Raw genomic sequence first — 22,936 nt, 5'->3', positions numbered from 1 at the left:
ACCAGTGCTCCACCGGCTTTTCGAGCAGGAGGACGCTGCTGCGTAGTTGCCTGATGCCGAGCCCTGGCGAGCTGGAACGCTGACCGGCGAGTCGGCCGGGCCTGCTGCCCGGGATGGCCTGCGGGAGCGGGCTCCTACCGATGTGGGCCAGCGCGCCCGGCTGCCCCTCGTCCCAGCGGTCCCCGGCAACGATTCTCGGGGCACGATTCGCGGCAGTCTACCGGCCCGGGTCAGTAGTGGTATCGGGCTTGGAGGAAGTCCACGCGGTCCGCTGTTACGCGGTACACCAGGCGGTGTTCCTGGGTGATCCGACGGGACCAGACGTTGGGATCGAGGTATTTCAGAGGTTCGGGCTTCCCCAGCCCCTGGAAGGGATCGCGCAGCACGGCCTCCACAAGATCGAGCACGCGCAGGGCGGTTTTTCGGTGGGTTCTCACCCACCAGTGAAGATCCTCCCGAAACTCCGGATGGAAGACCGCGACCCGCTCACTTGGCGGCACCCTCCACCTCCCGCCGCAGTTCCTCCAAGGAGGTGGGGTCACCTTCTCCCTTGCGCGCCCGGATCAGAGCCCGAAGTAAACGCTCGGCATTGTGGGGCGAGCGGAGCAGGTGAGCGGTCTCGAGCAGGCTCGAGAGCTCATCGGCCGCAATGAGCGCCACGTCCTCGCGGTTCCGGCGACGGATGATGATCGGTTCCCGCGTGGAGGCGGCCTCGTCCAGGTACTTTGCCAGGTGGGCCCGGGCATCGCTGTACGTGGTTTGGATCGGCATGGACACCTCCCGAGAGTTGTACATGGTTACGGTACAGCTCATCGGTGGTCCCGTCAACACCGGTTTTCGCGTTGGGCTTGCGGGTAAGAAACGGGGAGGGGAGTAAGGATAACGCTGCTGCCGGGTTGCGCAAACGCGCGATCCCCGCGCACTCTCTTGTCCGGCGGCCACGGGCCGCCCTATGGGGTCATCGCCAGGCGTAGGGCGCGCCGTGGGCGCCGGACAGGGGGCGGTCGAACCGCCGTCTTCGCCTCCCGGTCCAAGACGTCACCGCAGAGGCCGGCCATTTCCCTGTCTCGCCGGTTTCTCAAAACCCGGATAAATCGAGCGCCGACTCGCCGTACTGCAACAGCTTCCGGTCTGCCGTCAGGAGACAAAGCTCCTCCGCCTGGGCCTGGGCCAGCAGGATGCGATCGAACGGGTCCCTGTGGAGCGCACTCATCGTTCGTCTTCGCCCCCGAACATCGTCTCGATCGCCTCCGCGCCCATCTCGTCGAAGTCGTCCGGGACCTCGATCTCCCCCTTCATGAAGCCCAGTCGCCGCGTGGTCGGCTTTTCTCCATGATAAGGGATGACCTTGACCAGGGGCTTGCCGGCCCGCGCGATGACGAAGGGTTTTCCCTGTGCGGCTTCCCGGACCAGCCGGGAAAGATGGGTCTTCGCCTCGTGGATGTTCACGGTGCGCATGGGTCACCACCTCCTCGTATTCGGACTAACACAGGTTAGTCCACACGACCACGCCGTCCAGCCCACCGGCAACCTGGACAGCCGATCCGAGGAGAGAGGCACATGGATCTGGCCCGGGCCGTGCACGCCCGGGGCAAGACCGTGTTCATCGTCACCCACTCTGACCTGTTCATATGCATTGCGCATGCAGTGTTCATGCATTAGTATGTAGGAGCCGGATCGCTTTGGACGTATCCCCAGCCCGCCCCTTTTCCTTCCGAGGCCGTCGGGGGGCCGCCAGGAGACATCCCATGCCCACACTGCAGATCCGAAACCTGCCCCCCGAGGTTTACGAGGCATTGGCCCTGCGGGCGAAGGCCGAGCACCGCAGCCTGGCCCAGCAGGCCGTTGCCGAGCTCGAGAAGATGCCCGAGCTGGAGGCCCGCAGGCGACGGCTCGCGGTGGTCCGGCGTATCAAGGCGCGCCTCTCCCCGGATCGACCGTGCACGCTACCTCCGCCGGAGACCCTCGTTCGGGAGGACCGTGAGCGATGACGGGGAGGGTGGTGCTTGACGCCTCGGCAGCGGTGCGTCTGGTCCTCGGCCTAGGGGGCGCCGAAAGCATTGCAGAGGTGCTCGAGAGGGCGGCCGTTGTGCTGGCGCCGGATCTATTCCACGCGGAGGTGGCCAACGCGCTTTGGAAGTACTGCCGTGGGCAGCACATACGGGTCGAGGAGGCGCTCGCCCACCGGGAGACGGCCGCGGCCCTCGTGGACCGGGAGGTGCCTACGGAAGACCTGGCCCGCGAGGCCCTCTGGGAGGCCTCGAACCGATCCCACCCGGTGTACGACCTCTTGTACCTCGTTCTCGCCCGTCGGTTCGGTTGCGCGGTCTGCACGGCCGATCGCAAGCTTGCGTCCCTCGCGCGGCAGATGGGACTGCCCGTGGCCGAGATACAGGAGTAGCCCGCCCGGCCGGGACGGACCGCGGGGCGTCCCGGGGCGCCGGGGCCGCTGTGCCGGTCGCGATGAAACAGAGGTATCCGTCTCACCGCACCGGCCGGGTGAACGGGAGCGCCAGGAGGTGGGCGAGCCGCAGGCGGGCCGGGTCCCGGTAGGCGCCCATGCCGATCCGGATGCGGGCCTGGTCCACGTCGGTCAGGAGCGTTCCCAGGATCCGGTCCCACAGGGAGAAGATCGTGCCGTAGTTGGTGTTCCGCTCTCGGATGATCACCGAGTGGTGGATCCGGTGCATGGACGGCGGCACGAACAGGAGCCACCACACCCGCTCCAGGGCCCACGGCACCCGCACCGAGCTGTGCTGGAACTGGGCCGAGAGGACCAGCAGGGTCTCGAACACCAGCAGCTCCACGAACTGCACCCCCAGGAAGTACACCAGCCCCAGCTTGATCACGGCCGAGATCGTGAGCTCCCCCAGGTGGAACCGGGTGGCCGTGGACACGTCCATGTCGATGTCGGAGTGGTGCACCCGGTGGAACCGCCACAGGAGCGGCATCTCGTGGTTGAGCAGGTGCCACACGTAGAGCATGAAGTCGAGGAAGGCCACGGCCACCACCATCCGAGCCCACCCGGGCAGGCCCCAAAGGTACAAAAGGCCCTGCTGCTCCCGGGCCACGTAGGCCGTGGTGGCGAGGATCGCCCCGGTGAACAGGAGGTTCAAAATCGCGCCGTTCAACACGGTGAGCGAGATGTTGGTGAGCCACCGGCTCGCCTTGGGCACGGTACTCGGCCGGTAGGGGGCCAGAAGCTCGAGCCCCAGGAACAGTGCGAACCCGCCCCACACGAACCCGGCCCGCGCAAGGGCCGCCTGCTCCAGCGTCACGCTTCGAGTTCCCGCCGCATCCGCTCGTACTCCTCGCGGGAGATCTCGCCTGCGGCATAGCGCCGCTTCAGGATCTCGAGGGGCGTATCGCCTCCTGCCCGTCGGTTCTGCCCGAGGAACCAGCGAACCGCGAGCACCACCCCCACCGCCACCGCGCCCCAAAAGAGAATCATGACCATCCAACCGAACCCCATCATGCCGCCGTCCATCATTGCATGTGTCTCCACAACCCATCCCTCCGATGAGATTGCGCCTCCGCCATCGGAACCCTACTCCGATCTGGCGGGGCGTCAACTCCCGCAGGGAGGACGATGACACCGCTCGGGGGCCGAAAGGGGCCGGGTCCCGGTGCCCCGCGCCCGAACCACCAGGGCCCGCCCCTCGGACAGGGCCAGGGCCGTCTTCTTGCGGGCCGTGGCCAGGAGCCGTTGCACCGTGCCCCTCGAAACGCCCATGCGTCGCCCTGCCTCCTCCTGAGTCAGGTCCTCTGCATCGCACAGGCGGAGGGCCTCGAGCTCGTCCAGCTCCAGGACCACCGGCGCGAGGTCGGACAAAGGGATCCCTGCCGGCTTGAACACGAGGTCGAAGCCCAGGCGGGCCGCACAGCCGCACCGCCTGGGCTTCTTGGGCCGGGGGCTCACGGGCCGTGATGCGCGCAGCCGTGGCCGTGCCCGTGTCCGCCACAGACCTGGTCGGGGTCCCAGGCGGGCAGATGGCCCGCCTCCCAGAGGGACAGGTTCTCGGCCACCGTCCCCGGATGGGCCGCGAAAACGCGGATGCCCGCTTGGGAGAGCCCGGTCAGGGCTCCCCGGCCGATGCCGCCCACCACCACGGCGTCCACCGCATGGCCGTCCAGCGCCTTCAAGGGGCTGCAACGGCCGTGCTGGTGGTGCTGGTCTCGGTTCGTCACCGCGTCCACCTGGGAGGTCTCGGTGTCCACGATCACGAACGCCGGGGCCGAGCCGAAATGACCGTACACTCGGCTTTGGAGCCCTTCGGGACGTTCCACGGGAAAGCAGAGCTTCATGGGGCACCTCCGGAAAGGGTTTTGTGTATATGCACATTATGCGGGCCGATTTATCTGTTGTCAACGGAGAATTCGTGAGGTTGAAAAATCGTATGATCGAGGGGGAATAGGCCGGCCCGCCGCGCTCGCCCTCTGGCCCGGTCCTCCCGGGCGGCACCAGCGCCACAGCAACGCTCCCACGAGCGCCAGGGATGCCGCCTGGAGCCCCCAGAAGCACGCGAGCTTGAGCCAGGCGAACCCGGGGGCCACGTACCGGACGAGCCAGCCCGCTGCCAGGTCGCCGGTGAGGAAGAGCCCCAGGGCCCCCACCAGCAGACCCTGCAGACGCCGGGGCAGGCCGGAGAACACGGCGAGGTGCCCGAACACCACGAAGAACATGCCGAACGCGAACAGGTGGAAGTGGGTGACCTCCAGCAGCCCGGTGAAGCTCCGCGGGTTCAGGAACCGCTCGGGGTCCCCCCGGTAGTACCGGACCACCCCTTCGAAGCCGAACCCGAGCTTCTGCCGGAACATGAGGAGGCTGGTGAGCCAGTGGGCCAGAAAGTAGGCGTAGAACCCCCCCAGGACCGCCCTGCCCAGCCCGCGCCCCATGGGGCCCCTGGTGAGCACGGTCACGGCCGCTCCTCCAGGAGGAGCTCGCACAGGGCCGCTGCCTTGCGAACCTGGCGGGCCACGGCCTGGGCCGACAGGGTGGCTCCGGTGAGCCCCTGGATCTCGCCGCCGAGTCTCAACCCAGGCGACAGCCGCCGTCCTCGAAACTGGTCGAGCCACCGCTTGGGAGGCCGGTACTCCTCCGGCTCGAAGAACGCCAGTACCCGCACGAGGCGGACCGCCCCGTCCGGCCCCAGCACGACGAGAAGGGTCTGGGGAAGGGTGCGCACCGGGGCGGCCTCGATGACGGCATACCCCACGGCCTCCCCCCGCCTCTTACCCACGTACAGGGTGAACAATCGGCCGTCCAGGGTCGCCCCCGATCGTGCCTCCACCCGGCTGACCTGCTCCTCCGTCAGGAACAGGCTCCGGGCCTCGACCCGGTCCGCGTCCGGAAACGCCAGGTTCAGGGCCTGGGCCTTGGTGAGATACGTGCGGGCCCACGCGCCGGGGACGGACAAGCCGAGGGTCACGGCCAACCCGGCGACGAACCCGGCGCTTCTCCACGCCAGGTGCCACGCGCGTCTGTTTTGCCGCTGGGGCAGGAATGGGGCACACCATCTCATGACGGTCCTTCCATGTGACTTCCGCTAGGAGGCTGGGAGGCTAGGACGCTAGGACGCATGAAAACCTACTTGATTCCAGAGTGTTCCAAGTATGGACCCGCCTCTTTGGCGCCACCTCACGGTCTCGGGGGCATGGGGCCTGTTGGGGTGCCGGGCGTGGCTCCTTGGTCCGACGCCCGGCACTCCTTCGGTCAGAAAATGAACCCGAAGCCCAGGTTGATCTCGTCCGCCCGGGGCTCGCCCTCGGCCACGAAGTTGCGGTAGTCGGCCTTGAGGACCACGTTGGGGATGGGCTTGTAGGTGAGCCCTACCACGGACACGTCGTAGTCCTGGGAGGGGCCGGTCTCCACACCGGGGGCCCGGGCCTGATCGAACTCCACCCGCTCGTACCGAAAGAAGGGCGCGAGGTAGGCTGGGGTGCCCGGCACAAGGAGGGGCAGGACGTCGTAGGCTGCCTCGGCGTACCAGCCAAGCACGTCCTCGGCCACCTCGCTTCCGGCGGCCCGGCTGAGCCCCCGTGCGTCGTCCACGTCGACCCACGAGACCAGGGCCTTGAGCTCGAGCCCCCGGCGCCGGTACTGGCCGTGAAGCTCGTAGATCTGGGTGAACACGTCCAGCTCGTCCCCGGCGAACTCCCGGCCCTGCCCGGAGTCGCCCCAGTAGGCGCTTCCTCCCACCGTCAGGCCCAGCACGGGCTCGTAGTCCAGGCGGGCCACCAGGGCCCAGTCGTCCGCCCGAGTTTTGGACGCGCTCTGCCGGCCGCTTCGGAGTCCCGTGCTCCCAAAGCCGGCCGCATCGAGGCCGTTCACCAGGTAGAGCTTGTACGAGACCGCATCGGCCAGGTCGCCGAACAGCCCCACGCCCATCTCCCGCCAGGTTGTGGGGATCACGTCCCGTTCCACCTGGGGGCGCTGCACCCCGTGAAACAGGGTGGGCTCGTGCAGCTCGTTCGTGAGCCCCATGGGGATCAGGACCTCTCCCACCCGCACGTTCACCCGGTCGCTCAGCAGGAAGTCCAACGCGGCGAACTCCACGGCCACCTCCCCGCCCTCCCCGGTGGATGCGTGCTCGAACTCGATCTCGCTGTTGAATAGGATGCGGTCCGTGAACTTGTACCCGGCGTACAGGATGAAGCGCTGGAGGTCCGCCCGGTCGGCCCTGCCGTTCCGGTCCGACACGAGGGCGCTGTAGTAGCCCTCCCCGTACCCGCCCACGGACAATCCTTTGGACACCTTGTAGATCTTGGAAGCCGCCGGCCCGAGGCCGTAGGAGCTGGAGTACCCGGGCTCCTCCGACACGGCCAGCTCGTTTTTGATCTTCTGGATCTCCTCCGACAGGATCTGGATTCGGCGCTCCAGCTCACCGTTGTCCGCCGCCCAGGTGGGCGCCGCCAGCAGGCACACCGAGGCCGCTGCCGCGTGGATCACGCGAAGGTTCATGATGGATCTCTCCTTGCTCTTGGTGGTGAAAGGGGGGTGGTCCGGATCTGGATAATCGATAATGCAAATGAGTATCAATATCGATAGAGCCGTGTCAACCCCTGCCCCGCGCTGGGCCGGCATTTTTCGGAAAAAGTGACCGAGCCGAGCCCTAGGCCCTTGCTTCCGTACCAAGGTACGGGTGCTATGGTGAACCCAACCGAACTCCTGACCGCCGGGAGAACCGACCATGGAGCGATCGCGGAAGAGCCCTCCCCCTGCAACAGAAGGGACAGGGTTGACCATCGGCGGGGTGGCCCGGGCCGCCGGCGTGGGCGTGGAGACCGTGCGGTTCTACGAGCGCAGGGGCCTGATCGAGCAGCCGGAAAAGCCCATGTTCGGCCGCCGGACCTACCCGCCCGAGACCGTGGCCCGCATCCGGTTCATCCGCCGGGCCAAGGAGCTGGGGTTCACCCTCAAGGAGATCGCCGAGCTCCTGGAGCTGCGGATGGACCCGGGGAAGAGCTGCGCCGAGGTGCGCGCCCGGGCCCTGGCCAAGATGGCCGACATCGACCGCAAGATCGAGGCGCTCGGGCGCATGCGCCGGGCCCTGGCCGACCTGGCCTCGGCTTGCCGGGGCCGAGGCCCCACGAGCGAGTGCCCGATCCTGGAGGCCATGGAGGAAGGGGAGGAGCACGAATGAACACGCCGACGGCCCGAAAAGGGGTGCTGGCCACGGCCGCTGCGGTGGCCGTGGCGCTCCTGCCCAAGGTGACGTGTCCGGCCTGCTGGCCGGCCTACGCCGGGCTCCTGAGCGCCCTGGGCGTGGGCGCCTTCAACTACACCCCTTACCTCCTGCCGTTGACCCTGGCGGGGCTGGCCGTGGCCCTGTGGGCCCTGGCGTTTCGGGCCCGGACCCGCAGGGGGTACGGGCCGTTCGCCCTGGGCTCGGTGGGGGCGGCAGTCCTTCTTGCTGGCAAGTTCGGCCTGCAGAGCGACGGGATCATGTACGCAGGCATCGTTCTTCTGGTCGGGGCCTCGATCTGGAACGCCTGGCCCAAACGGCCGGGCCCCTGTCCGGCGTGCGTTCCGGCCGGCCAGGGAGCACACCCAGCGGAACGCAACCGAAACCCGATGGAGGTGAAGCCATGAGTGCGAAGCGCAAAGTAGAGGTGTTCAGCGCGGGGTGTACCGTGTGCCAGGAGGCGGTGGAGCGGGTGAGGGCGCTCGCCTGCCCGGACTGCGAGGTCACGGTGCTCGACATGAACGACCCGGCCGTGGCCGCCCGGGCCAAGGCCCTGGGTGTGAGCTCGGTGCCGGCCGTGGCCGTGGACGGGAAGCTCGCGGGCTGCTGCGCCGGCCGGGGCATCGACGAGGCCGCCCTCAAGGCCGCCGGAGTTGGCACGCCGTGTTCCTGATGTAGGTGGGGGGGGAGGGCCCGGCGTGCCGGGCCCTCCCCGACCCGAGGAGGATGCTCATGAGTCGTCAGGAAGACAAGGCTTGCGCCCTGCCAGTGGAGCCCCGCCCGCGGTCGGCCCGGGGGACGGCCTGGGGGGCTGTGGGCGCGGTGGTGAGCGGGCTTTTGGCCTCGGCCTGCTGCATCGGGCCGCTTCTGGCCGTGTTCCTGGGCGTGAGCGGGGCCGGCGCCCTGGCCCGGTTCGAGCCCTACCGGCCGTGGTTCGGCGGGCTGATGGTGGTGTTTCTGGGTTACGGGTTCTACCGGGCGTACTGGCGACCCCGGAGGGGCGAGGCCTGCTGCACGCCTGCGTCGCTTCGGGTGCAGCGGGTGATCCTCTGGACCGCCACGATCCTGGCCGCGGGTCTGTTCCTGTTCCCCCGGTTCCTGCCCCTGTTGATGGGCTGACGCGCAGCAAGAGGTGAAGGGATGAGAAAGATCGGACCGGCTTTGTTCATTCTCCTGCTCGTTCTCGGTGCGTTGGCGGCATCGCCCCGGCCCGCCGGTTGCGCCGAGAGCCGCACCGCCGTGCTCCGGGTGGAGGGCATGACCTGCCCCTCGTGCACGTTTTCGGTGAAGGCGGCCCTGAAGAGGGTCGATGGCGTTGAGGAGGCGGAGGTGAGCTTCAAGGGGAAACGGGCCGTGGTCACCTACGATCCCGCCCGGACCAGCGAGAAAGCCCTGATCGAGGCCGTGAACTCCACGGGGTTCCGGGCCGCGCCCGTGTCCGAGGGAGAGGGGGGGAAGCCGTGAGCGACTGCTGCTCCGGGGGGGTCTGCTCCGAAAAGACGTACCTCACCTTCCGCCGCCAGGACGGCTCGCCCTGGATCCCCATGTACGTGCAGGAGGTGGACCCGGCCAAGTGCGTCGGCTGCGGCAAATGCGTCGCGGTGTGCCTGGGCGGGTGCTACGAGCTGGTCGAGGTGGAGGGGGAGAAGAAAGCCCGGGTCGTGAACCCCGGCAACTGCATGGGTGACTGCCACTGCCACAAGGTCTGCCCCGTGGACGGCGGCGCCATGACCTGCCGGCCGGTGGAGATCGGGTGACACGAGGAGGGCACACCATGCCCAATGACTCCTACGACCTCGTCATTTTGGGCGGCGGTGCCGCGGGGTTTGCCGCGGCCACCGAGGCCGACCGCCGCGGCATCCGCACCCTGCTGGTGAACCAGGGGCTTCCCATGGGCGGCACCTGCGTCAACGTGGGGTGCATGCCCACGAAGCACCTCCTCGCCGCGGCCGGTGCCCTCCATGCGGCGCGCCATCCCCGCTTCGGAAGCGTGGGCGCCTCAAGCCCGGCCTTCGACTTCCGGCAGGCGATTGCCGACAAGGACCGCCTCGTGGCCGGGGCCCGGGAGGCGAACTACCGGAACGTGCTCCAGGGGCTCCGGCACGTTACCTGGGCCGAGGGCCGGGGCGCGTTCGTTTCGGACCACGTCCTCCGGGTCGGGGACCGCGAGATCCGGGCGGGGCAGGTCCTGATCGCCACGGGCTGCCGCACCCGGGTGCCGCCGGTCCCGGGGCTCGCCGAGGTCGGGTACCTCACCAACCGCGAGGCGCTGGCCTTGGACCGGCTGCCCCGATCGCTTGCCGTGCTCGGCGGAGGCGCCCTGGGCCTCGAGTTCGCCCAACTGTTCGCCCGGTTCGGGGCCGAGGTGACCGTGGTGGAGGCGGCCGACCGGATCCTCCCGCCCGCGGAGCCCGAGATCTCCGAGGCCCTCCAGGGAACCCTGGAAGCCGAGGGGGTCGGGTTCCGCACCGGCGCAAAGGTCGTCCGGGTGGAGCGGCAGGGCGACGGGAAACGACTCGTCCTGGAAAAGGGCGGAACCGAGGAGGATCTGACGGCCGACGAGATCCTGGTGGCCACGGGGGTCACCGGAAACATCGAGGACCTGAATCTCGACGCCGTGGGCGTCGAGACCCAAGGCGGGTTCGTGCACGTAGACGAGCACCTGCGCACGAGCGTCGCCCACGTGTGGGCCGCCGGCGACGTGACGGGCCCGCCGTGCCTGGAGACCGTGGCGGCCAAGCAGGGGAAGCTCGCGGTGGAGAACGCCTTCGGGGGCGGGAACAAAACGATCGATCCGGGAACCGTGCCCTATGCCGTGTTCACCGACCCCGAGGCGGCCGGCGTGGGGCTCACCGAGGCCGAGTACCTGGCCCGCCACGGCACCTGCACCTGCCGCACCGTGCCCCTGGACCGGGTGCCCCGGGCCCTGGCCGTGAACGACGCCCGGGGCTTGGTGAAGATGATCGCCCACCACGAGACCGGCCGGGTCGTGGGGGTGCACATCCTGGGCCCCCACGCCTCCGAGATCGTGCACGAGGCCACCCTGGCCGTTCGGTTCGGGCTCACCGTGGACGACCTGATCGACACCGTGCACGTATTCCCCACGTACTCGGAGGCGATCAAGATCGCGGCCCAGGCGTTCCGCCGCGACATCACCCGCATGAGCTGCTGCGTGGAGTAGACCCGGCGGGCAAACGGAGCAGCTGGCCTCCCGGCCCTCCCCAGGGGGAAGGAGGGCCGGGGGAGGCCTCACCACCACATGAGGTCGAACCGGTCCAGGTTCATCACCTTGGTCCAGGCGGCAACGAAGTCGTGAACGAACCTCTCCCGGCTGTCGTCCTGGGCGTAGAACTCGGCGATCGCGCGAAGCTGGGAGTTGGAGCCGAGCACGAGGTCCACCCGGGTGCCGGTCCACACGACCTCTCCGGTCGTCCGGTCACGGCCCTCGAACAGGGCTCGCTCCTCGGAGGTGGGAACCCACTCGATGCCCATGTCCAGCAGGTTCACGAAGAAGTCGTTCGTGAGGGCCTCGGGCCGGCGGGTGAACACCCCGTGGGCGGAGCGGTCGAAATTGGCGTTCAGCACGCGCATCCCCCCCACGAGAACGGCCATCTCGGGTGCGGTCAGCGTCAGCAGCTGGGCCCGGTCCAGGAGCAGCTCCTCCGGCCGCTCCCGGCAGCCGGCCTTGACGTAGTTGCGGAACCCGTCCGCCACGGGCTCGAGCACCGAGAAGGCCTGCACGTCGGTCTGCTCCTGGGAGGCGTCCGTGCGCCCCGGAGCGAAGGGGACCTCGATGTCGTATCCCGCGTTCCGGGCCGCCTGCTCGACCGCGGCGCACCCGCCCAGCACGATCAGGTCGGCCAGCGAGATCTTCTTGCCGCCGGTTGCGGAGGCGTTGAACTCCCCCCGGATCGTCTCCAGGGCCTCCAACACCCTCGCCAGCCGGGACGGCTGGTTGACCTCCCAGTCCTTCTGGGGCGCAAGGCGGATCCGCGCCCCGTTCGCACCCCCGCGCTTGTCCGACCCTCGGAAGGTCGCGGCCGAGGACCACGCGGTGTACACCAGGTCTGAAACGGACAGCCCCGATGCGAGGATCCTAGCCTTGAGCCCGGCCACGTCCTGGGGATCCACCAGCGCGTGGTCCACCGGGGGAACCGGGTCCTGCCAGATGAGCTCCTCCTCCGGCACCTCCGGGCCCAGATACCGGGAGCGAGGTCCCAGGTCCCGGTGGGTGAGTTTGAACCAGGCCCGGGCAAAGGCGTCGGCCAGCTCCTCGGGGTGCTCCAGGAACCGGCGGGCGATCGGGCCGTAGACCGGGTCCATCCGGAGCGCCAGGTCGGTGGTCAGCATGATGGGCGCGTGGCGCTTGGACGGATCGTGGGCGTCCGGCACGGCGTCCGCCGCGGCCGGGTCGGTGGGGACCCACTGGTAGGCGCCGGCCGGGCTCTTCTCCAGGTTCCAGTCGTACCGGAACAGGGTGTGTAGGAAGGTGTTGTCCCACCGGGTGGGCGTGGGGGTCCAGGCCCCCTCCAGGCCGCTGGTGATGGTGTCGGCGCCCTTGCCCGTGCCGAAGCGGTTCTTCCACCCCAGCCCCTGCTCCTCGAGGGGGGCGGCCTCCGGCTCCGGGCCGAGGTAGCGCTCGGGGTCGGCCGCGCCGTGGCACTTGCCGAAGGTGTGGCCTCCGACGATCAGCGCCACCGTCTCCTCGTCGTTCATCCCCATGCGGGCGAAGGCCTTCCGGATGTCCCGGGCCGCCGCGAGGGCGTTCGGCTCGCCGTTGGGCCCTTCGGGGTTCACGTAGATCAGGCCCATCTGGGTGGCGGCCAGGGGCCTTTCGAGCTCCCGCTCCCCGGCGTGGCGCTCGTCGCCGAGCCACTCCTCTTCGGGCCCCCAGTACACGTCCTCCTCGGGCTCCCAGATGTCCACCCGCCCGCCGCCGAACCCAAAGGTCTTGAACCCCATCGACTCCAGGGCGACGTTTCCCGCCAGGATCATCAGGTCGGCCCAGGAGATCCTGTTGCCGTACTTCTTCTTGATCGGCCACAGCAGCCGGCGCGCCTTGTCCAGGTTCACGTTGTCGGGCCAGCTGTTGACCGGCGCGAGCCGCTGGTTACCCGTGGAACCGCCCCCCCGGCCGTCGCTGATCCGGTACGTGCCGGCGCTGTGCCAGGCCAGACGGATGAAGAGTGGACCGTAGTGGCCGTAGTCCGCGGGCCACCAGTCCTGGGAGTCGGTCATCAGGGCGTGGAGGTCCTTCTTCACGGCCTCCAAGTCCAGCTGGGCGAACGCCTCGGCGTAGCTGAAGTCCTCCCCAAGGGGGTGGCTCCTGGGACAGTTCTGGTGAAGGATCTTGAGATTCAGCTGGTCCGGCCACCAGTCCCGAACGGACTGGCCGCCGAGGGTGGTGGGCTTGCGACGTGCCCCGGTCACCGGGCACTTGCTGTCTGGGTTCATGACGCTTCTCCTTCGGGTGCGCCGGAGGATCCCCGCCGGACGGCCCGCTGATGGGAAGGATGGGAGTGTGGAGGATGGCTCTCCAAAAGTACCCGGCGCGATCGCGCCCGCAAGGGGAGAGGCATCGCCCCAGACTCCCACGGGCCACGCGAAAGAGGGAGGTGTCTGGAGGGAGAGGGGAAAGACGGGGCAGGCCAGGCTTGTGCCGGCGACGGTCACGCCCCGGCCAGGTAGCGCTCCTCCAGGAAGTCGCACACCGGTCCGGGGTGGTCGAGAGGCAGGACCGGCACCGGCAGGTTCCAGGGGTGGTCGCTCACCACGGCGATCAGCCGGTGGTCCCGCAGCGTTCCGTCGGGGGCGGCGCACAGGAGCTCCGGGCTCCGGGCCGAGCGGTGGACCTCGATCTTCGGCAGGCCCCCGGTCTTGTAGCCCTCGGTGAGCACGATGTCCGCCTCGGTCATGAACCGGTAGATGATCTCCTCGAGGGTCATCTCACCCCGGGCGTTGGGGTGGACCATGGCCAGCTTCTCCGCCGACGAGATCACCATGGGGCTCGCCCCGGCCCGTGTGAGCCGCCACGAGTCCTTTCCCTCGTGGTCGATCTCGAACCGGTGGGCGTCGTGCTTGATGGTGCCCACCCGGTAACCCCGCCGGGTGAGCTCCGCGATCACCTTTTCGAGCAGCGTCGTCTTCCCCGTGCCCGACTTGGCCACGAACGACACGGCGGGTGGCCCGTACCCGCGCAGCCGCGCCAGGTACAGCCGGCACTCGTCCAGATCCGTGCGGCTGCTCACGTTGCGGAACGTGAGCCCCTGCGGGTCCAGGGCCAGGAGGTCCTCGCCGTTGACGATGCGGGTCCGAACGTCGCTGATGAAGTCCAGGACCTTCAGGTTCCCCCGTGCGATCCGCTCCTCCATGGGCGCGACGCAGGCCTTGGAGTACACGGCGCACAGGGGCTCGAACCCCCGGGGGCCTCGGGGCACCACCACGTCCCAGCCACTCCTCAGGGTGTAGAGGTGTCGGAGCACCCTCGGGTGCAGAAACGGCATGTCCGCACCGACCACGGCCGCGTAGTGGCTGGGGATGTGCTTGAGGCCGGTTGCGATGGCACCCAGAAGCCCGGCGTCGGGGCGTTCGTCGGCCAGGGTCTTGTACCCCATGGCCTGGAACGGCCCCGGCTCGGGGGTCACCAGGAGCACCTCGTCGAAGAACGCTTCCAGGATGCGGTGCACCCGGTGTACCAGCGGCTCCCCCTGGAGCTCCCAGCTCCAGCGCTCGTCTCCTGCATCCACCATCACCAGCGCCGTACGGATGTCACGCATGGGTCATTCTCAGCATCCGAAGTCCTCTTCCTCTTCCCCGTCGTCCTCCGGCCCTGGGTCAGCAGGGGCCGACGGCGGTGAAACCGCTTTCGGCCGCCCGCGCAGCTGGTGGTTCTCGTTGCCCTCGGGTCCCCCTACGTCCCTCGGCGGAGAAGGCTCCTCCAAGGCGGGTGCCCCTTTCCTGTGGGTGGAGGTGTCTCCCTGGCCCGCCCAGCCCGTTGGGGCCGACAGAAGCAGGGCCACCAGCGCAAACCAGAGCCCCCTTTTTCTCCCTACTCGCATCCCCGTGTCCCTCCGGCAAAGGCGAGGGGGCGGGAGATCCCCGCCCCCTCGCTAGGATAGACCGAGGGCCTCATGCTGGGATCACTTTGACCTTGGTGTCGTAGAACGACGAGGAGCCGCCGATCGGGTCGGTGAGGCACATGTCGCCCAGGACCGGGTCGACCCGCATGGCCGCGTTGGGGCACAGGCCCTTGGCCCGGCGGCGGTCGCCCCGAACCGTCTGCCCGTCCACCATCTGGTCCGAAGCCCCGTACGCCCAGTGGCCCGAGTGCCAGCTCACCGCCACCACGCCCGGCCGGATGCCCTCGGCCACCTTGACCTTGCCCGCGATCGGCACCTTTTGGCCGTTTCGCAGGTTCCAGACACCGTCGGAGTTGGAGACCGACACGATCCGGGCGCGATCCCCGTTCTTGAGCCCCAAGGCCTCGGCGTCCCGGGAGTTCATGAGGATGTAGTTCTCGGGCAGCATCAGCCCCTGGCTCCAGTAGTTGCCCGGCGTGCGGGACTGACCGCCGACGATCTCCTTGTAGGTGATGAGGTGCAGCGGATAGCCGGGGTCGTCCACGGGGCGGCCGTGGAAGTCCTTGACCGGCTCGTACACCGGAAGCCCCGAGAACCGCTTGCCGGTTCCCGGGTGCTTGGCGAGCGCGACGTGTTCGGCGTACAGGTTGAACTGGCCCTTGTACTGGTGGCGCACCTTGTCGCCCTTGTAGGCACGCTCGAAGTCCTCGAACCGGCCGCCCCGGTTCAGCACGTACACCACCTTGGGCCACAGCTTCTCTCCGACGATCGCCTTCCACCGGTCCGGGTCGAACACGTGGGCCGGAAGATGCCGGCGGGCCTTGTAGAAGAGCTCGATCTCCTCGGCCGAGGCATCCGGCACCTCGGTGCCGGGCTTGTCGCCCTTGGCCAGGTTGGCCACCATCCGGACGAACCAGTCGTCCACGCGCTTCAGGGGCTGGCCGGGGCCGAAAGCGTCCTCGCCGAAGTTCGGCAGATCCAGCCGCTCGGCGATCGCCAGCATGATGGCTTCCATGCCCACGTGCTGGCGCTCCCCGTACACGTAAACCTCTTCGGTCAGCGGGTTCACCAGGGGCTGGCGCACCTTGCTCACCGCGGTCACCACGTCGGGCGTGATGTGGGGGGTTCCCCAGCGCTCCCAGATCGCTGTGTCGGGGAACAGGTAGTCGGCGTACATGGAGGTCTCGCCGATCACGATGTCGCACGCGAACAGCAGGGGCACCCTCTCCAGGTCCTGGAGGATCTGGATGTTCTTGTCGCCCGCCGGTGCGGAGAACGCAGGGGTTCCCTTGTGGAGGAACAGAGCATCGATCGAGTAGGGGTACCCCATGCCGGCCGAGGGGATGATCTCCTGGTACACGTTCCCCGTGAACGGGTACCAGCAGCGCTTGGCCGGATAGCCCTCGAACAGGGTGGACTCCTCGTACCGGTGCTTCTCCCGGGTCAAGGTGACCCCGAAGCTCTTGAGCTTGGAAGCATAGAGCTTCTTCAGGTTGAACGGCTGGTCCTTCTTGCTGCCGTCCTCGTGCCAGTGGCCCCCGCCCTTCTGGAGCCCGCCCTTCCAGTCGGGGTTCCCCACCAGCAGGTTCAGGGTGATGATGGCCTGGCCGTTGTAGTAGCCGTTGGTGTGCTGCACGGGCCCGCGGTAGAGCTCGGCCACGGCCTGCTTGCCGTAGGAGGTGAACTCCTTGGCCACGGCCTCCACGTCCGACGCCGGGAGCCCGCACTCCTCGGCCCACTCGGCCACGGAGCGCGCGCTCGCCCGCTCGGTCAGGAGCTGGAACACGCTCTTGACCCTCACGCCGTTCACCTCGCCCTCGTGGTAGAGGTCGCCCACCACGGGGTCCTTGCCGCTGTTGGGGGCGACGGCGGCCAGCTTGCCGTCCACCGCCACCACGAACTCGTCCTTGTCGCCTACGCCGGCCTCGTCGGCCCGCAGCAGGGCCCCGGGGCCGTCCTCTCCGATCTTCACCAGCCAGGTGGCGTTGGTCCAGGTGGTCTCGCCGGCCTCGTGGGCGGCGGCCTTGTTGGCGGAGCGCAGGTAGCGCTCGTCGTAGCGCTTGCTGTCGAGGATCCAGCGGATCATGCCGAACGCCAGGGCCGCGTCGGTGCCGGGTTTGAGGGGCAGCCACTTCGACGCCTTGGCCGCGGTCTTGGAGAACCGCGGGTCGGCCACCGCGATCTTGAGCCGGCCCGAGGCGATGCCCTCGGTGATCTTCTCGGCCATGTTCGTGGGACCAAAGTTCGCCTCGAACGCACCCGTGCCGAAGAACAGGATGTACCGGGAGTTCAAGGCGTCGGGCTTCATGTGGTGCTTGCCCTTGCCCCATTTCCCCTTCTTCCACGCCCTCGTCATCTCGTTGTAGGCGATGTGGTGGCTCTGCTCGCAGATCGTGGTGTGCTCGTACCAGTTCACACTGCCGAAGCTGTCCTTGAGCCAGCGCTTCGCGAACTCCTTGCGGCCGTGCTCGATCCGGCCGGCCATGAACACGAACCGGTTGTTCTTCGGGCCCAGGTCCGGGTGATCCGGGTCGATCAGGAGGTCCAGGTGGTCGGCGTACCTCTTTTTGAACTCCGCAACGGTCATCTTCTTCTTCGCCACGGCCTTGGCGTCGGCAGCCATGGCCTTGGCCAGCTTGGCGTCGCGCAGGGCGTAGGTCTCCCTCAACCCCTTCACGTACCGGCGCTCCTCGCCGGGAACGTCGGAGAACAGGTAGCCGCCGTTGACGATCTCGTCCACGGCCTGGTGGAACGGGATGACCCGCCACTTGTTCTCCCCGCGCTTCCCGGCCCGCTTGAGCACCTTGACGATGCGGTAGGGATCATAAAGGGACTGGATTCCGGCCTGGCCCTTGGGGCACAGCCGCGCCTCGACCCGGGCCGCGTCGAAAGGGCTCGTCGCGTAGGGAAGCTGGGGCAGCAGGTTCATGGGGCTGTACGGGTTCCCGCCGATCTTCACGAGCACCCCGTCCAGGATCCGGCCCTGGATCGTACAGGCCGTGTGGCACTGCAGGCACACGGAGTAGAGCACGTTTTCGGCCCGGGCCAGCTCCAGCTCCTCGCCGGGCTTGAGCTGGCCGGCCTCGGCCCGGCGCACCAGGTCCACGGCCCAGCCCAGCTTCGAGGCCAGGATGGCCGAGCCACCCAGGAACGCACCGCACTTCAGGAAGCCCCGGCGGCTTACGCCTTTCTCGTCCACCACCTGGGCGTTCTCCGCGATCTGTTTCCGATCCATGGTTCACTCCTTTTCGGTCGAAAGAGGACGCGGTCAGTCGTGGCACGCGCCGCAGGTGTCCTCGCCCGGCCCCCAGCTCACGTAGCGGGTGGTCGGGCCGGTCTTGTACGAGGTGCCGAACAGGTAGATGTGCTGCCCCCCTGCCACCTTCGCCACCACGCTGTCCGGGTCCGACAGGTCGCCGAAGTAGTTCGCCTGGCCGATGCAGGTGGTCACGCACGCCGGAAGCATGCCGGCCTCCAGGCGGTGGAGGCAGTAGTGGCACTTCCGGCACCGTCCGATGGGAGCGGCCCCGTTCTTCCTCGACTGCCGCTCCCCGTACTCGAAGGTGGGGGCCGTCTCGTAAGGCTCCAGCCGGGGGGTGCCCTCCGTGTAGTACCGGCCGTCGTCCTTGTGGAGCACCCCGTAGGGGCAGGCCGAGGGCTTCGAGCACCCGTTGCACCGGCTGTAGTCCACCTGCACCACGCCGTCCGGCCGCTTGAAGATCGCGCCGTCCCGGCAGGCCTTCACGCACGGCGGGTTCTCGCACTGCATGCACAGCACCGGCATGAAGTAGTGCTGCACGTTGGGGTACGCCCCGTCCTCCGCTTCGCGCACGATGCGGTACTCCACGTCGGGGGGGGTCTTGTTCTCCGACTTGCACGCCACTGTGCACGCGTGACACCCCACGCACTTTCGAATGTCCACGATCATGGCCCACCGCCTCTCCTCCGGCGGCTTTTTCAGGGCCCGCAGGACGTCCTGCCGCATCTGTTCGAGCAACGCCATGTCCGCCATGACCACCTCCTGCCGGCTCTCCGCCGGGCGCAAGTGAGGAAAGGCCGTCCCCGATCGAGCGGCCGATGGAACCCTACTCCGGCCGGATTGCTCTGCAAGGGCAATGCCGACCAATGTGACTTCGGTCGTCGGTCAACGGTCTTCGGTCTGGGGCCTCGGCCCGCTGGGCGACTGGGCGGCCGAGCGGCTCTCGAGCCGCGCCAAGGCCCGGGGGCGGGGGGGCTGGCGGAGCGCCGGACGCGGCCATGTCCGGGGTGGGGCGTTACCGGGAGGTAACAGTTGCGGAGGGGAACGAGAGCCCTGTCGGCAGAGGAGAAACGAGGCCCCCAGGCGTTACCTACCGGTAACGCTCCCACCCCCCAGCTTCTCCCAGAGATTCTTGCGGGAGATCCCGAGCCGGGCCGCGGCCGCGGTGCGGTTGCCTCCCTCCTCGGCCAGCACCTGCTCGATGAAGCGGCGCTCGAACCGATGCACCGCCTCCCGCAGGGTGAGCCGGGTGGACACCACTTCGTACACCGTGCCCGTTGCGGGCCGCACCCGGCGCACCTCGGGGGGAAGATGGCGGGGGGTGATCGTGTCGCCGGGGGTGAGCACCTGCAGCCGCTCGATCACGTTCTCCAGCTCCCGTACGTTGCCGGGCCACGGGTACTCGGCCAGGAGATCCAGCGCTTCGGGGCTCAGACGCACGGGCTCGGTCCCATGAATGCGGCTGAGCCTCGCGACGAAGTGCTGGGCCAGGAGGGGGATGTCCCCCGGCCGGTCCCGCAGGGGGGGCACTTCCAGGGGAATCACGGCGATCCGAAAGTAGAAGTCCTCGCGCATCTCGCCCCCCCGGACCAGATCCTCCACGTCTCGATTGGTGGCGGCCACGAGGCGGAAGTCCACCTCGATCTCGCTCTCCCCCCCGATCCGTCGGATCCGGCGCTCCTGGAGGGCCCTTAAGAGCTTTACCTGCATGGCCGGCGGGATCTCGCCCACCTCGTCCAGGAACAACGTGCCGCCGTGGGCCTGCTCGAGCATGCCCCTGCGCCGGCGGTCGGCGCCGGTGAAGGCGCCCCGCTCGTGGCCGAACAGCTCCGACTCCAGGAGGCTTTCGGGGATGGCCCCGCAGTTGACCCGCACGAACGGTCCCTCCGCCCGGGGGCTCAGGCGGTGGAGCATCTCGGCGATGAGCTCCTTGCCGGTGCCGCTCTCCCCCTGGATCAGCACGTTGGCGTTCTTGGGCGCCACCGATCGAACGGTGCTCAGCAGGCGGCGCACCCTGGGGCTCTGGCCCACGAACCGCGTGTCGGACGCCCGCGCTCGGAGGCCCTCGAGCTCCTCTTCCAGCCGCCGGGCCCGGAGCAGGCGTTTCAGCTTCAGGAGGATGACCTCGGTGGGGAACGGTTTGGGCAGGTAGTCTGCCGCCCCGATCTTCATGGCATCCACGGCCGACTCCACCGAAGCGTGGCCGGTCATCACCAGGGCCGAGCACCCGGGCTGGAGCTCGAGCAGGGTTCGGAGGAGGTCGAGCCCGTCGCCGTCGGGCAGCCGCACGTCCAGGATCGCCACAGCGAACGACTCCAGCTCCAGGCAGGCCACGGCCGAGGCCACGGTGTCGGCGTGCTCGACCTTGTAGCCCGCCTGGGTCAGTGCCTCGAAGAGCATCCCGGCGTACAGGGGGTCGTCCTCCACCAGGAGGATTCGGGGTTCCACCGGCTACCCCTCCTCTCGGCCGCCGTGACGGGGCAGGGTCAACACGAACCGGGCGCCGCCGAGACGCCGGCCCCGCTCCAGGGTCAGGGTGCCGCCGTGGCCCTCGGCGATCCGGCGGGAGATCGCAAGCCCCATGCCGCTCCCCTTGCCCGGGGGCTTCGTGGTGAAGAACGGGTCGAAGATCCTGTCCGCGTCCTCGGAGGGCACGCCGGGGCCGTCGTCCTCCACCGCGAACCACACCCCACGGTCCCCAGCCCCGGCCTCCAAGCACACCGTTCCGCCGTTTCCCGCGGCATCGGCCGCGTTTACGAGAAGGTTCAGGAGCACCTGATGAACCTTCGTACGGTCGGCGAAGAACTCCACCTCCGGCACCGGCCCGGCCGTGTCGAGCCGCACCCCCTTTCTCTTGAGGGCCATCTTGGCGAACAGGCTCGCGCTCCGGTACACCTCGGGCAGGAAGGTCGGCTCGGGCGAGATGTCGCCGGAGCGGGTCAGGTCCACGAGCTGGCCCACCACCCGCCGGATGCGCTCGAGGCCCTCACGGATCACGCCTGCGTACCGGCTGCCGTCGCCGCTGCAGCGCCGCTCCACCTGGAAGAGGGCGCCCTCGATGGCCGCCAGGGGGTTGTTGACCTCGTGGGCCACGCCGGCCACGATCTGCCCGACGGCCACCAGCCGCTCGTTTTCGAGAAGCTTGCGGGTCGCCCGCTCCCGCTCGGCCTCGCTCGCCCGCAGCCTGTGGACCATGTCGGCGAAGGCCCGCTCCAGATCCCCGATCTCGTCCCCGCGGGTCGAGGTCGCCACCTCGGGGAGCCCCTCCCCCCCCACCCGCTCCGCGTGGGCCCGGAGCTCGAGCAGGGGACGGGCCAGGCCGCGTCCGATGAGCCAGAACACCACCAGGGCTCCCAGGGCGAAGGCCGAGCCGAACGCCAGGATCTGCCTCTCGAGGGTCCTGAGATCGGATCGCAGGGGAGCAAGCGAGATCCCGACCCGCAGCACCCCCCAGGACTTGCCGTGGATGGCCAGGGGGTAGGACAGGTCCCAGATCGGCTCCCCCTGGCACACCGTCACCTGGCGCACGAACCCCCCAGCGGCCAGGGCGGCCTGGCTGATGGGGTCGCGGTACAGCTTGCCGTACTCGGCATAGCGGTTGTGGGCGAGCACCCGGCCCTCGGGCCCGAGCACCATGGCGTACACGGGCGCCAGGTCGTCTTGTCCCATGATGTCGGCGATGAAGCTGTCCAGGAGCCCCCCTTCCTCGATCACCCCCATCTCCTCGTAGAGAAGGGCCTGGATCACGGGGATCGCCATGGACGAGAGGAGGATCCGGCCCTTCTGGGCGAGCCGCTCCTCCAGGAGGGCCTTCTCCCGTTGCCAGATCCACGAGCCCCAGATCCCGGTGGTCGCGATCACCAGGCCCGTGGCCAGGAGGACGAACTTGCCGGTGATCCCCAGCCTCACCGGTGGCACCTCCCCCCGCAGGTCCCCTCGAAGGAGTCCATGAGCCCGAAGATCGGCCGGTAGTCCTCTGTCCGGGCTTCCACGAAGCCGTGTCGAAACTCGGGATCCCACTGCGACAGGCGCTCTTGGAAAACGGGGTTTTCGGGGTCCACGGCGAGCAGGGCCCGCTTCACCGCTTCGCGCACGGCAGGGTCGGTGGCCGGATGCGCCACGATCGGCACCGAGGGGATCGGATCGCTGCGAGCAAGGAACCGCAGGCCGTGCCTCCGGTACCTCTCCGCCACCACGTCCTTGACGGCGCCAGCGTCGTACTCCCCCTTCAGGACCGCCTTGGCCACGATGTCGTGCTTGCCCAGGTTGGTGGCCGAGGCCAAGTCTTCGATCCGCACTCCGTGCCGGAACAGGAAGAACCGTGGGATCAGGTTTCCCGAGGTGGAGTGGACCGACCCGAAGGCCACCCGCTTGCCCTTGAGGTCCGAGAGATCTCGGATCGGGCTGTCCTTGCGCACGATGATCACGCTGCGGTAGTAAGGGCGCCCGTCGGCGTTCAGGGGGCGCACCAAGGGGACCGCGCCGAACGAGCGGTACGCCTCGACGAACGTCACGTCCCCCAGGCTCGCCAGCTCCACGTCCCGATCGGCGAGGAACTGAACGGCCTCGTCGTAGCTTCGGGCCACCTTGAGCTCGAACCGATACGGGGTGCTCTCGGTCAGGTAGTCCATGATCGGCTGGTAGCTGCGGAACATCACCAGGGGGTTGTACCGGGGGATCACGCCGAAACGAACCACCGGTTTGGAACCCGACCGGGCGAGCCCCGCCGGCAGAAGGATCAGAAGGAAAACGAGGAAAGCGGCCGATCCGGCGTTCCGAGGGCGCATGGGCACACATGGGGAGGAAGGGACAAGGGAGCCTGCGATGCCCCTTGGCCTAAAGCAACATCCGTACCGAACGGTTGCAGAAAGCACCGGCCCCCCCTCGGCCCCGTCGCCTGTTTCCAGTAGCTT

Annotated in this window: 27 protein-coding genes; 9 read left to right on the top strand and 18 right to left on the bottom strand. The window is 68.7% G+C overall.

Features of this window, described 5'->3' with window-relative positions; genetic code table 11:
• Nucleotides 1–230: 230 nt before the first annotated feature.
• From DEFCA_RS0111745 to DEFCA_RS0111730, 4 genes are all read right to left on the bottom strand, one after another.
• Nucleotides 231–500, bottom strand: a complete 270-nt coding sequence (locus tag DEFCA_RS0111745) for a Txe/YoeB family addiction module toxin (protein ID WP_025323214.1) — start codon at nt 498–500, stop codon at nt 231–233.
• Entirely contained in the window at nt 487–771 is a 285-nt protein-coding gene (locus DEFCA_RS0111740) for a type II toxin-antitoxin system Phd/YefM family antitoxin (protein ID WP_025323213.1), read from the bottom strand. Before DEFCA_RS0111740 ends, DEFCA_RS0111745 begins: the two co-directional genes overlap by 14 nt.
• A 307-nt stretch (nt 772–1,078) precedes the next feature.
• Nucleotides 1,079–1,213, bottom strand: a complete 135-nt coding sequence (locus tag DEFCA_RS24220) for a PIN domain-containing protein (RefSeq protein WP_281173767.1) — start codon at nt 1,211–1,213, stop codon at nt 1,079–1,081.
• Nucleotides 1,210–1,458, bottom strand: coding sequence for a type II toxin-antitoxin system Phd/YefM family antitoxin (locus DEFCA_RS0111730; protein ID WP_025323212.1), 249 nt, complete (start codon nt 1,456–1,458; stop codon nt 1,210–1,212). Before DEFCA_RS0111730 ends, DEFCA_RS24220 begins: the two co-directional genes overlap by 4 nt.
• Before the next feature lie 290 nt (nt 1,459–1,748).
• On the opposite strand from DEFCA_RS0111730, the gene DEFCA_RS0111720 reads away from it, so the two are divergent.
• Together DEFCA_RS0111720 and DEFCA_RS0111715 are read left to right on the top strand one after the other, a co-directional pair.
• The gene (locus DEFCA_RS0111720) at nt 1,749–1,991 is read left to right on the top strand and encodes a FitA-like ribbon-helix-helix domain-containing protein (RefSeq protein ID WP_025323211.1); all 243 of its coding nucleotides are present in this window, start codon (nt 1,749–1,751) and stop codon (nt 1,989–1,991) included.
• Nucleotides 1,988–2,401: a type II toxin-antitoxin system VapC family toxin gene (locus DEFCA_RS0111715; protein WP_025323210.1), complete on the top strand. Its 414-nt coding sequence runs from the start codon at nt 1,988–1,990 to the stop codon at nt 2,399–2,401. The genes DEFCA_RS0111720 and DEFCA_RS0111715 overlap by 4 nt, the downstream gene beginning before the upstream one ends.
• A gap of 82 nt (nt 2,402–2,483) precedes the next feature.
• Here the strand turns inward: DEFCA_RS0111715 and DEFCA_RS0111710 are convergent, their stop codons facing one another.
• From DEFCA_RS0111710 to DEFCA_RS0111680, 7 genes are all read right to left on the bottom strand, one after another.
• Complete coding sequence (locus DEFCA_RS0111710; RefSeq protein WP_025323209.1) at nt 2,484–3,278, bottom strand: sterol desaturase family protein; 795 nt, start codon at nt 3,276–3,278, stop codon at nt 2,484–2,486.
• Nucleotides 3,275–3,505, bottom strand: coding sequence for an SHOCT domain-containing protein (locus tag DEFCA_RS0111705; RefSeq protein WP_245693471.1), 231 nt, complete (start codon nt 3,503–3,505; stop codon nt 3,275–3,277). Before DEFCA_RS0111705 ends, DEFCA_RS0111710 begins: the two co-directional genes overlap by 4 nt.
• 63 nt (nt 3,506–3,568) lie before the next feature.
• Nucleotides 3,569–3,919 (bottom strand): DUF134 domain-containing protein, encoded by a 351-nt coding sequence (locus DEFCA_RS23425; RefSeq protein ID WP_025323207.1) that lies wholly within the window; start codon nt 3,917–3,919, stop codon nt 3,569–3,571.
• Nucleotides 3,916–4,305 carry a NifB/NifX family molybdenum-iron cluster-binding protein gene (locus DEFCA_RS23420; RefSeq protein ID WP_025323206.1) on the bottom strand — a complete coding sequence of 130 codons (390 nt, stop codon included), beginning with the start codon at nt 4,303–4,305 and terminating at the stop codon, nt 3,916–3,918. The genes DEFCA_RS23425 and DEFCA_RS23420 overlap by 4 nt, the downstream gene beginning before the upstream one ends.
• Before the next feature lie 60 nt (nt 4,306–4,365).
• A complete protein-coding gene (locus tag DEFCA_RS0111690) occupies nt 4,366–4,920 on the bottom strand; it encodes a hypothetical protein (protein ID WP_025323205.1) in 555 nt (184 codons plus the stop codon).
• Nucleotides 4,917–5,522, bottom strand: coding sequence for an FMN-binding protein (locus tag DEFCA_RS0111685; RefSeq protein WP_169709561.1), 606 nt, complete (start codon nt 5,520–5,522; stop codon nt 4,917–4,919). Before DEFCA_RS0111685 ends, DEFCA_RS0111690 begins: the two co-directional genes overlap by 4 nt.
• A gap of 191 nt (nt 5,523–5,713) precedes the next feature.
• Nucleotides 5,714–6,961, bottom strand: coding sequence for a hypothetical protein (locus tag DEFCA_RS0111680; RefSeq protein WP_025323203.1), 1,248 nt, complete (start codon nt 6,959–6,961; stop codon nt 5,714–5,716).
• 277 nt (nt 6,962–7,238) lie between these two features.
• On the opposite strand from DEFCA_RS0111680, the gene DEFCA_RS0111675 reads away from it, so the two are divergent.
• From DEFCA_RS0111675 to merA, 7 genes are read left to right on the top strand one after another with little or no spacing between them, the layout of a single operon-like run.
• The gene (locus DEFCA_RS0111675; protein ID WP_025323202.1) at nt 7,239–7,643 is read left to right on the top strand and encodes a MerR family transcriptional regulator; all 405 of its coding nucleotides are present in this window, start codon (nt 7,239–7,241) and stop codon (nt 7,641–7,643) included.
• Nucleotides 7,640–8,092 carry a MerC family mercury resistance protein gene (locus DEFCA_RS0111670; protein ID WP_025323201.1) on the top strand — a complete coding sequence of 151 codons (453 nt, stop codon included), beginning with the start codon at nt 7,640–7,642 and terminating at the stop codon, nt 8,090–8,092. The genes DEFCA_RS0111675 and DEFCA_RS0111670 overlap by 4 nt, the downstream gene beginning before the upstream one ends.
• Complete coding sequence (locus tag DEFCA_RS0111665) at nt 8,089–8,358, top strand: thioredoxin family protein (RefSeq protein ID WP_025323200.1); 270 nt, start codon at nt 8,089–8,091, stop codon at nt 8,356–8,358. The genes DEFCA_RS0111670 and DEFCA_RS0111665 overlap by 4 nt, the downstream gene beginning before the upstream one ends.
• Before the next feature lie 59 nt (nt 8,359–8,417).
• Entirely contained in the window at nt 8,418–8,804 is a 387-nt protein-coding gene (locus DEFCA_RS0111660) for a mercuric transporter MerT family protein (protein WP_051463243.1), read from the top strand.
• Nucleotides 8,805–8,825: 21 nt separating this feature from the next.
• Nucleotides 8,826–9,149, top strand: a complete 324-nt coding sequence (locus DEFCA_RS0111655) for a metal-binding (seleno)protein (protein ID WP_025323198.1) — start codon at nt 8,826–8,828, stop codon at nt 9,147–9,149.
• On the top strand, nt 9,146–9,442 hold the full coding sequence (locus DEFCA_RS0111650; RefSeq protein WP_025323197.1) for a 4Fe-4S dicluster-binding protein: 297 nt from the start codon (nt 9,146–9,148) through the stop codon (nt 9,440–9,442). Before DEFCA_RS0111655 ends, DEFCA_RS0111650 begins: the two co-directional genes overlap by 4 nt.
• A 17-nt stretch (nt 9,443–9,459) precedes the next feature.
• The gene (merA, locus tag DEFCA_RS0111645; protein ID WP_025323196.1) at nt 9,460–10,866 is read left to right on the top strand and encodes a mercury(II) reductase; all 1,407 of its coding nucleotides are present in this window, start codon (nt 9,460–9,462) and stop codon (nt 10,864–10,866) included.
• A 68-nt stretch (nt 10,867–10,934) separates the two neighbouring features.
• On the opposite strand, the gene katG is transcribed toward merA, so the two are convergent.
• The 7 genes from katG to phnD form a co-directional block, all read right to left on the bottom strand.
• Nucleotides 10,935–13,139 (bottom strand): catalase/peroxidase HPI, encoded by a 2,205-nt coding sequence (gene katG, locus DEFCA_RS0111640; protein ID WP_025323195.1) that lies wholly within the window; start codon nt 13,137–13,139, stop codon nt 10,935–10,937.
• A gap of 215 nt (nt 13,140–13,354) precedes the next feature.
• Entirely contained in the window at nt 13,355–14,461 is a 1,107-nt protein-coding gene (gene mobB / locus DEFCA_RS24215; RefSeq protein ID WP_025323194.1) for a molybdopterin-guanine dinucleotide biosynthesis protein B, read from the bottom strand.
• Between the two features lie 352 nt (nt 14,462–14,813).
• Nucleotides 14,814–17,999: a molybdopterin-dependent oxidoreductase gene (locus DEFCA_RS0111630; RefSeq protein ID WP_029733977.1), complete on the bottom strand. Its 3,186-nt coding sequence runs from the start codon at nt 17,997–17,999 to the stop codon at nt 14,814–14,816.
• Between the two features lie 33 nt (nt 18,000–18,032).
• Nucleotides 18,033–18,776, bottom strand: a complete 744-nt coding sequence (locus DEFCA_RS0111625) for a 4Fe-4S dicluster domain-containing protein (RefSeq protein ID WP_025323192.1) — start codon at nt 18,774–18,776, stop codon at nt 18,033–18,035.
• Between the two features lie 333 nt (nt 18,777–19,109).
• Entirely contained in the window at nt 19,110–20,471 is a 1,362-nt protein-coding gene (locus tag DEFCA_RS0111620) for a sigma-54-dependent transcriptional regulator (protein WP_025323191.1), read from the bottom strand.
• Nucleotides 20,472–20,474: 3 nt separating this feature from the next.
• Nucleotides 20,475–21,932 (bottom strand): sensor histidine kinase, encoded by a 1,458-nt coding sequence (locus tag DEFCA_RS0111615; RefSeq protein ID WP_025323190.1) that lies wholly within the window; start codon nt 21,930–21,932, stop codon nt 20,475–20,477.
• On the bottom strand, nt 21,929–22,810 hold the full coding sequence (gene phnD, locus DEFCA_RS0111610; protein ID WP_025323189.1) for a phosphate/phosphite/phosphonate ABC transporter substrate-binding protein: 882 nt from the start codon (nt 22,808–22,810) through the stop codon (nt 21,929–21,931). The genes DEFCA_RS0111615 and phnD overlap by 4 nt, the downstream gene beginning before the upstream one ends.
• Nucleotides 22,811–22,936 lie beyond the last annotated feature (126 nt).

The organism is Deferrisoma camini S3R1 (assembly GCF_000526155.1).
Taxonomy (GTDB): domain Bacteria; phylum Desulfobacterota; class Deferrisomatia; order Deferrisomatales; family Deferrisomataceae; genus Deferrisoma; species Deferrisoma camini.
This window is presented reverse-complemented; position numbering and strand designations above follow the sequence as displayed.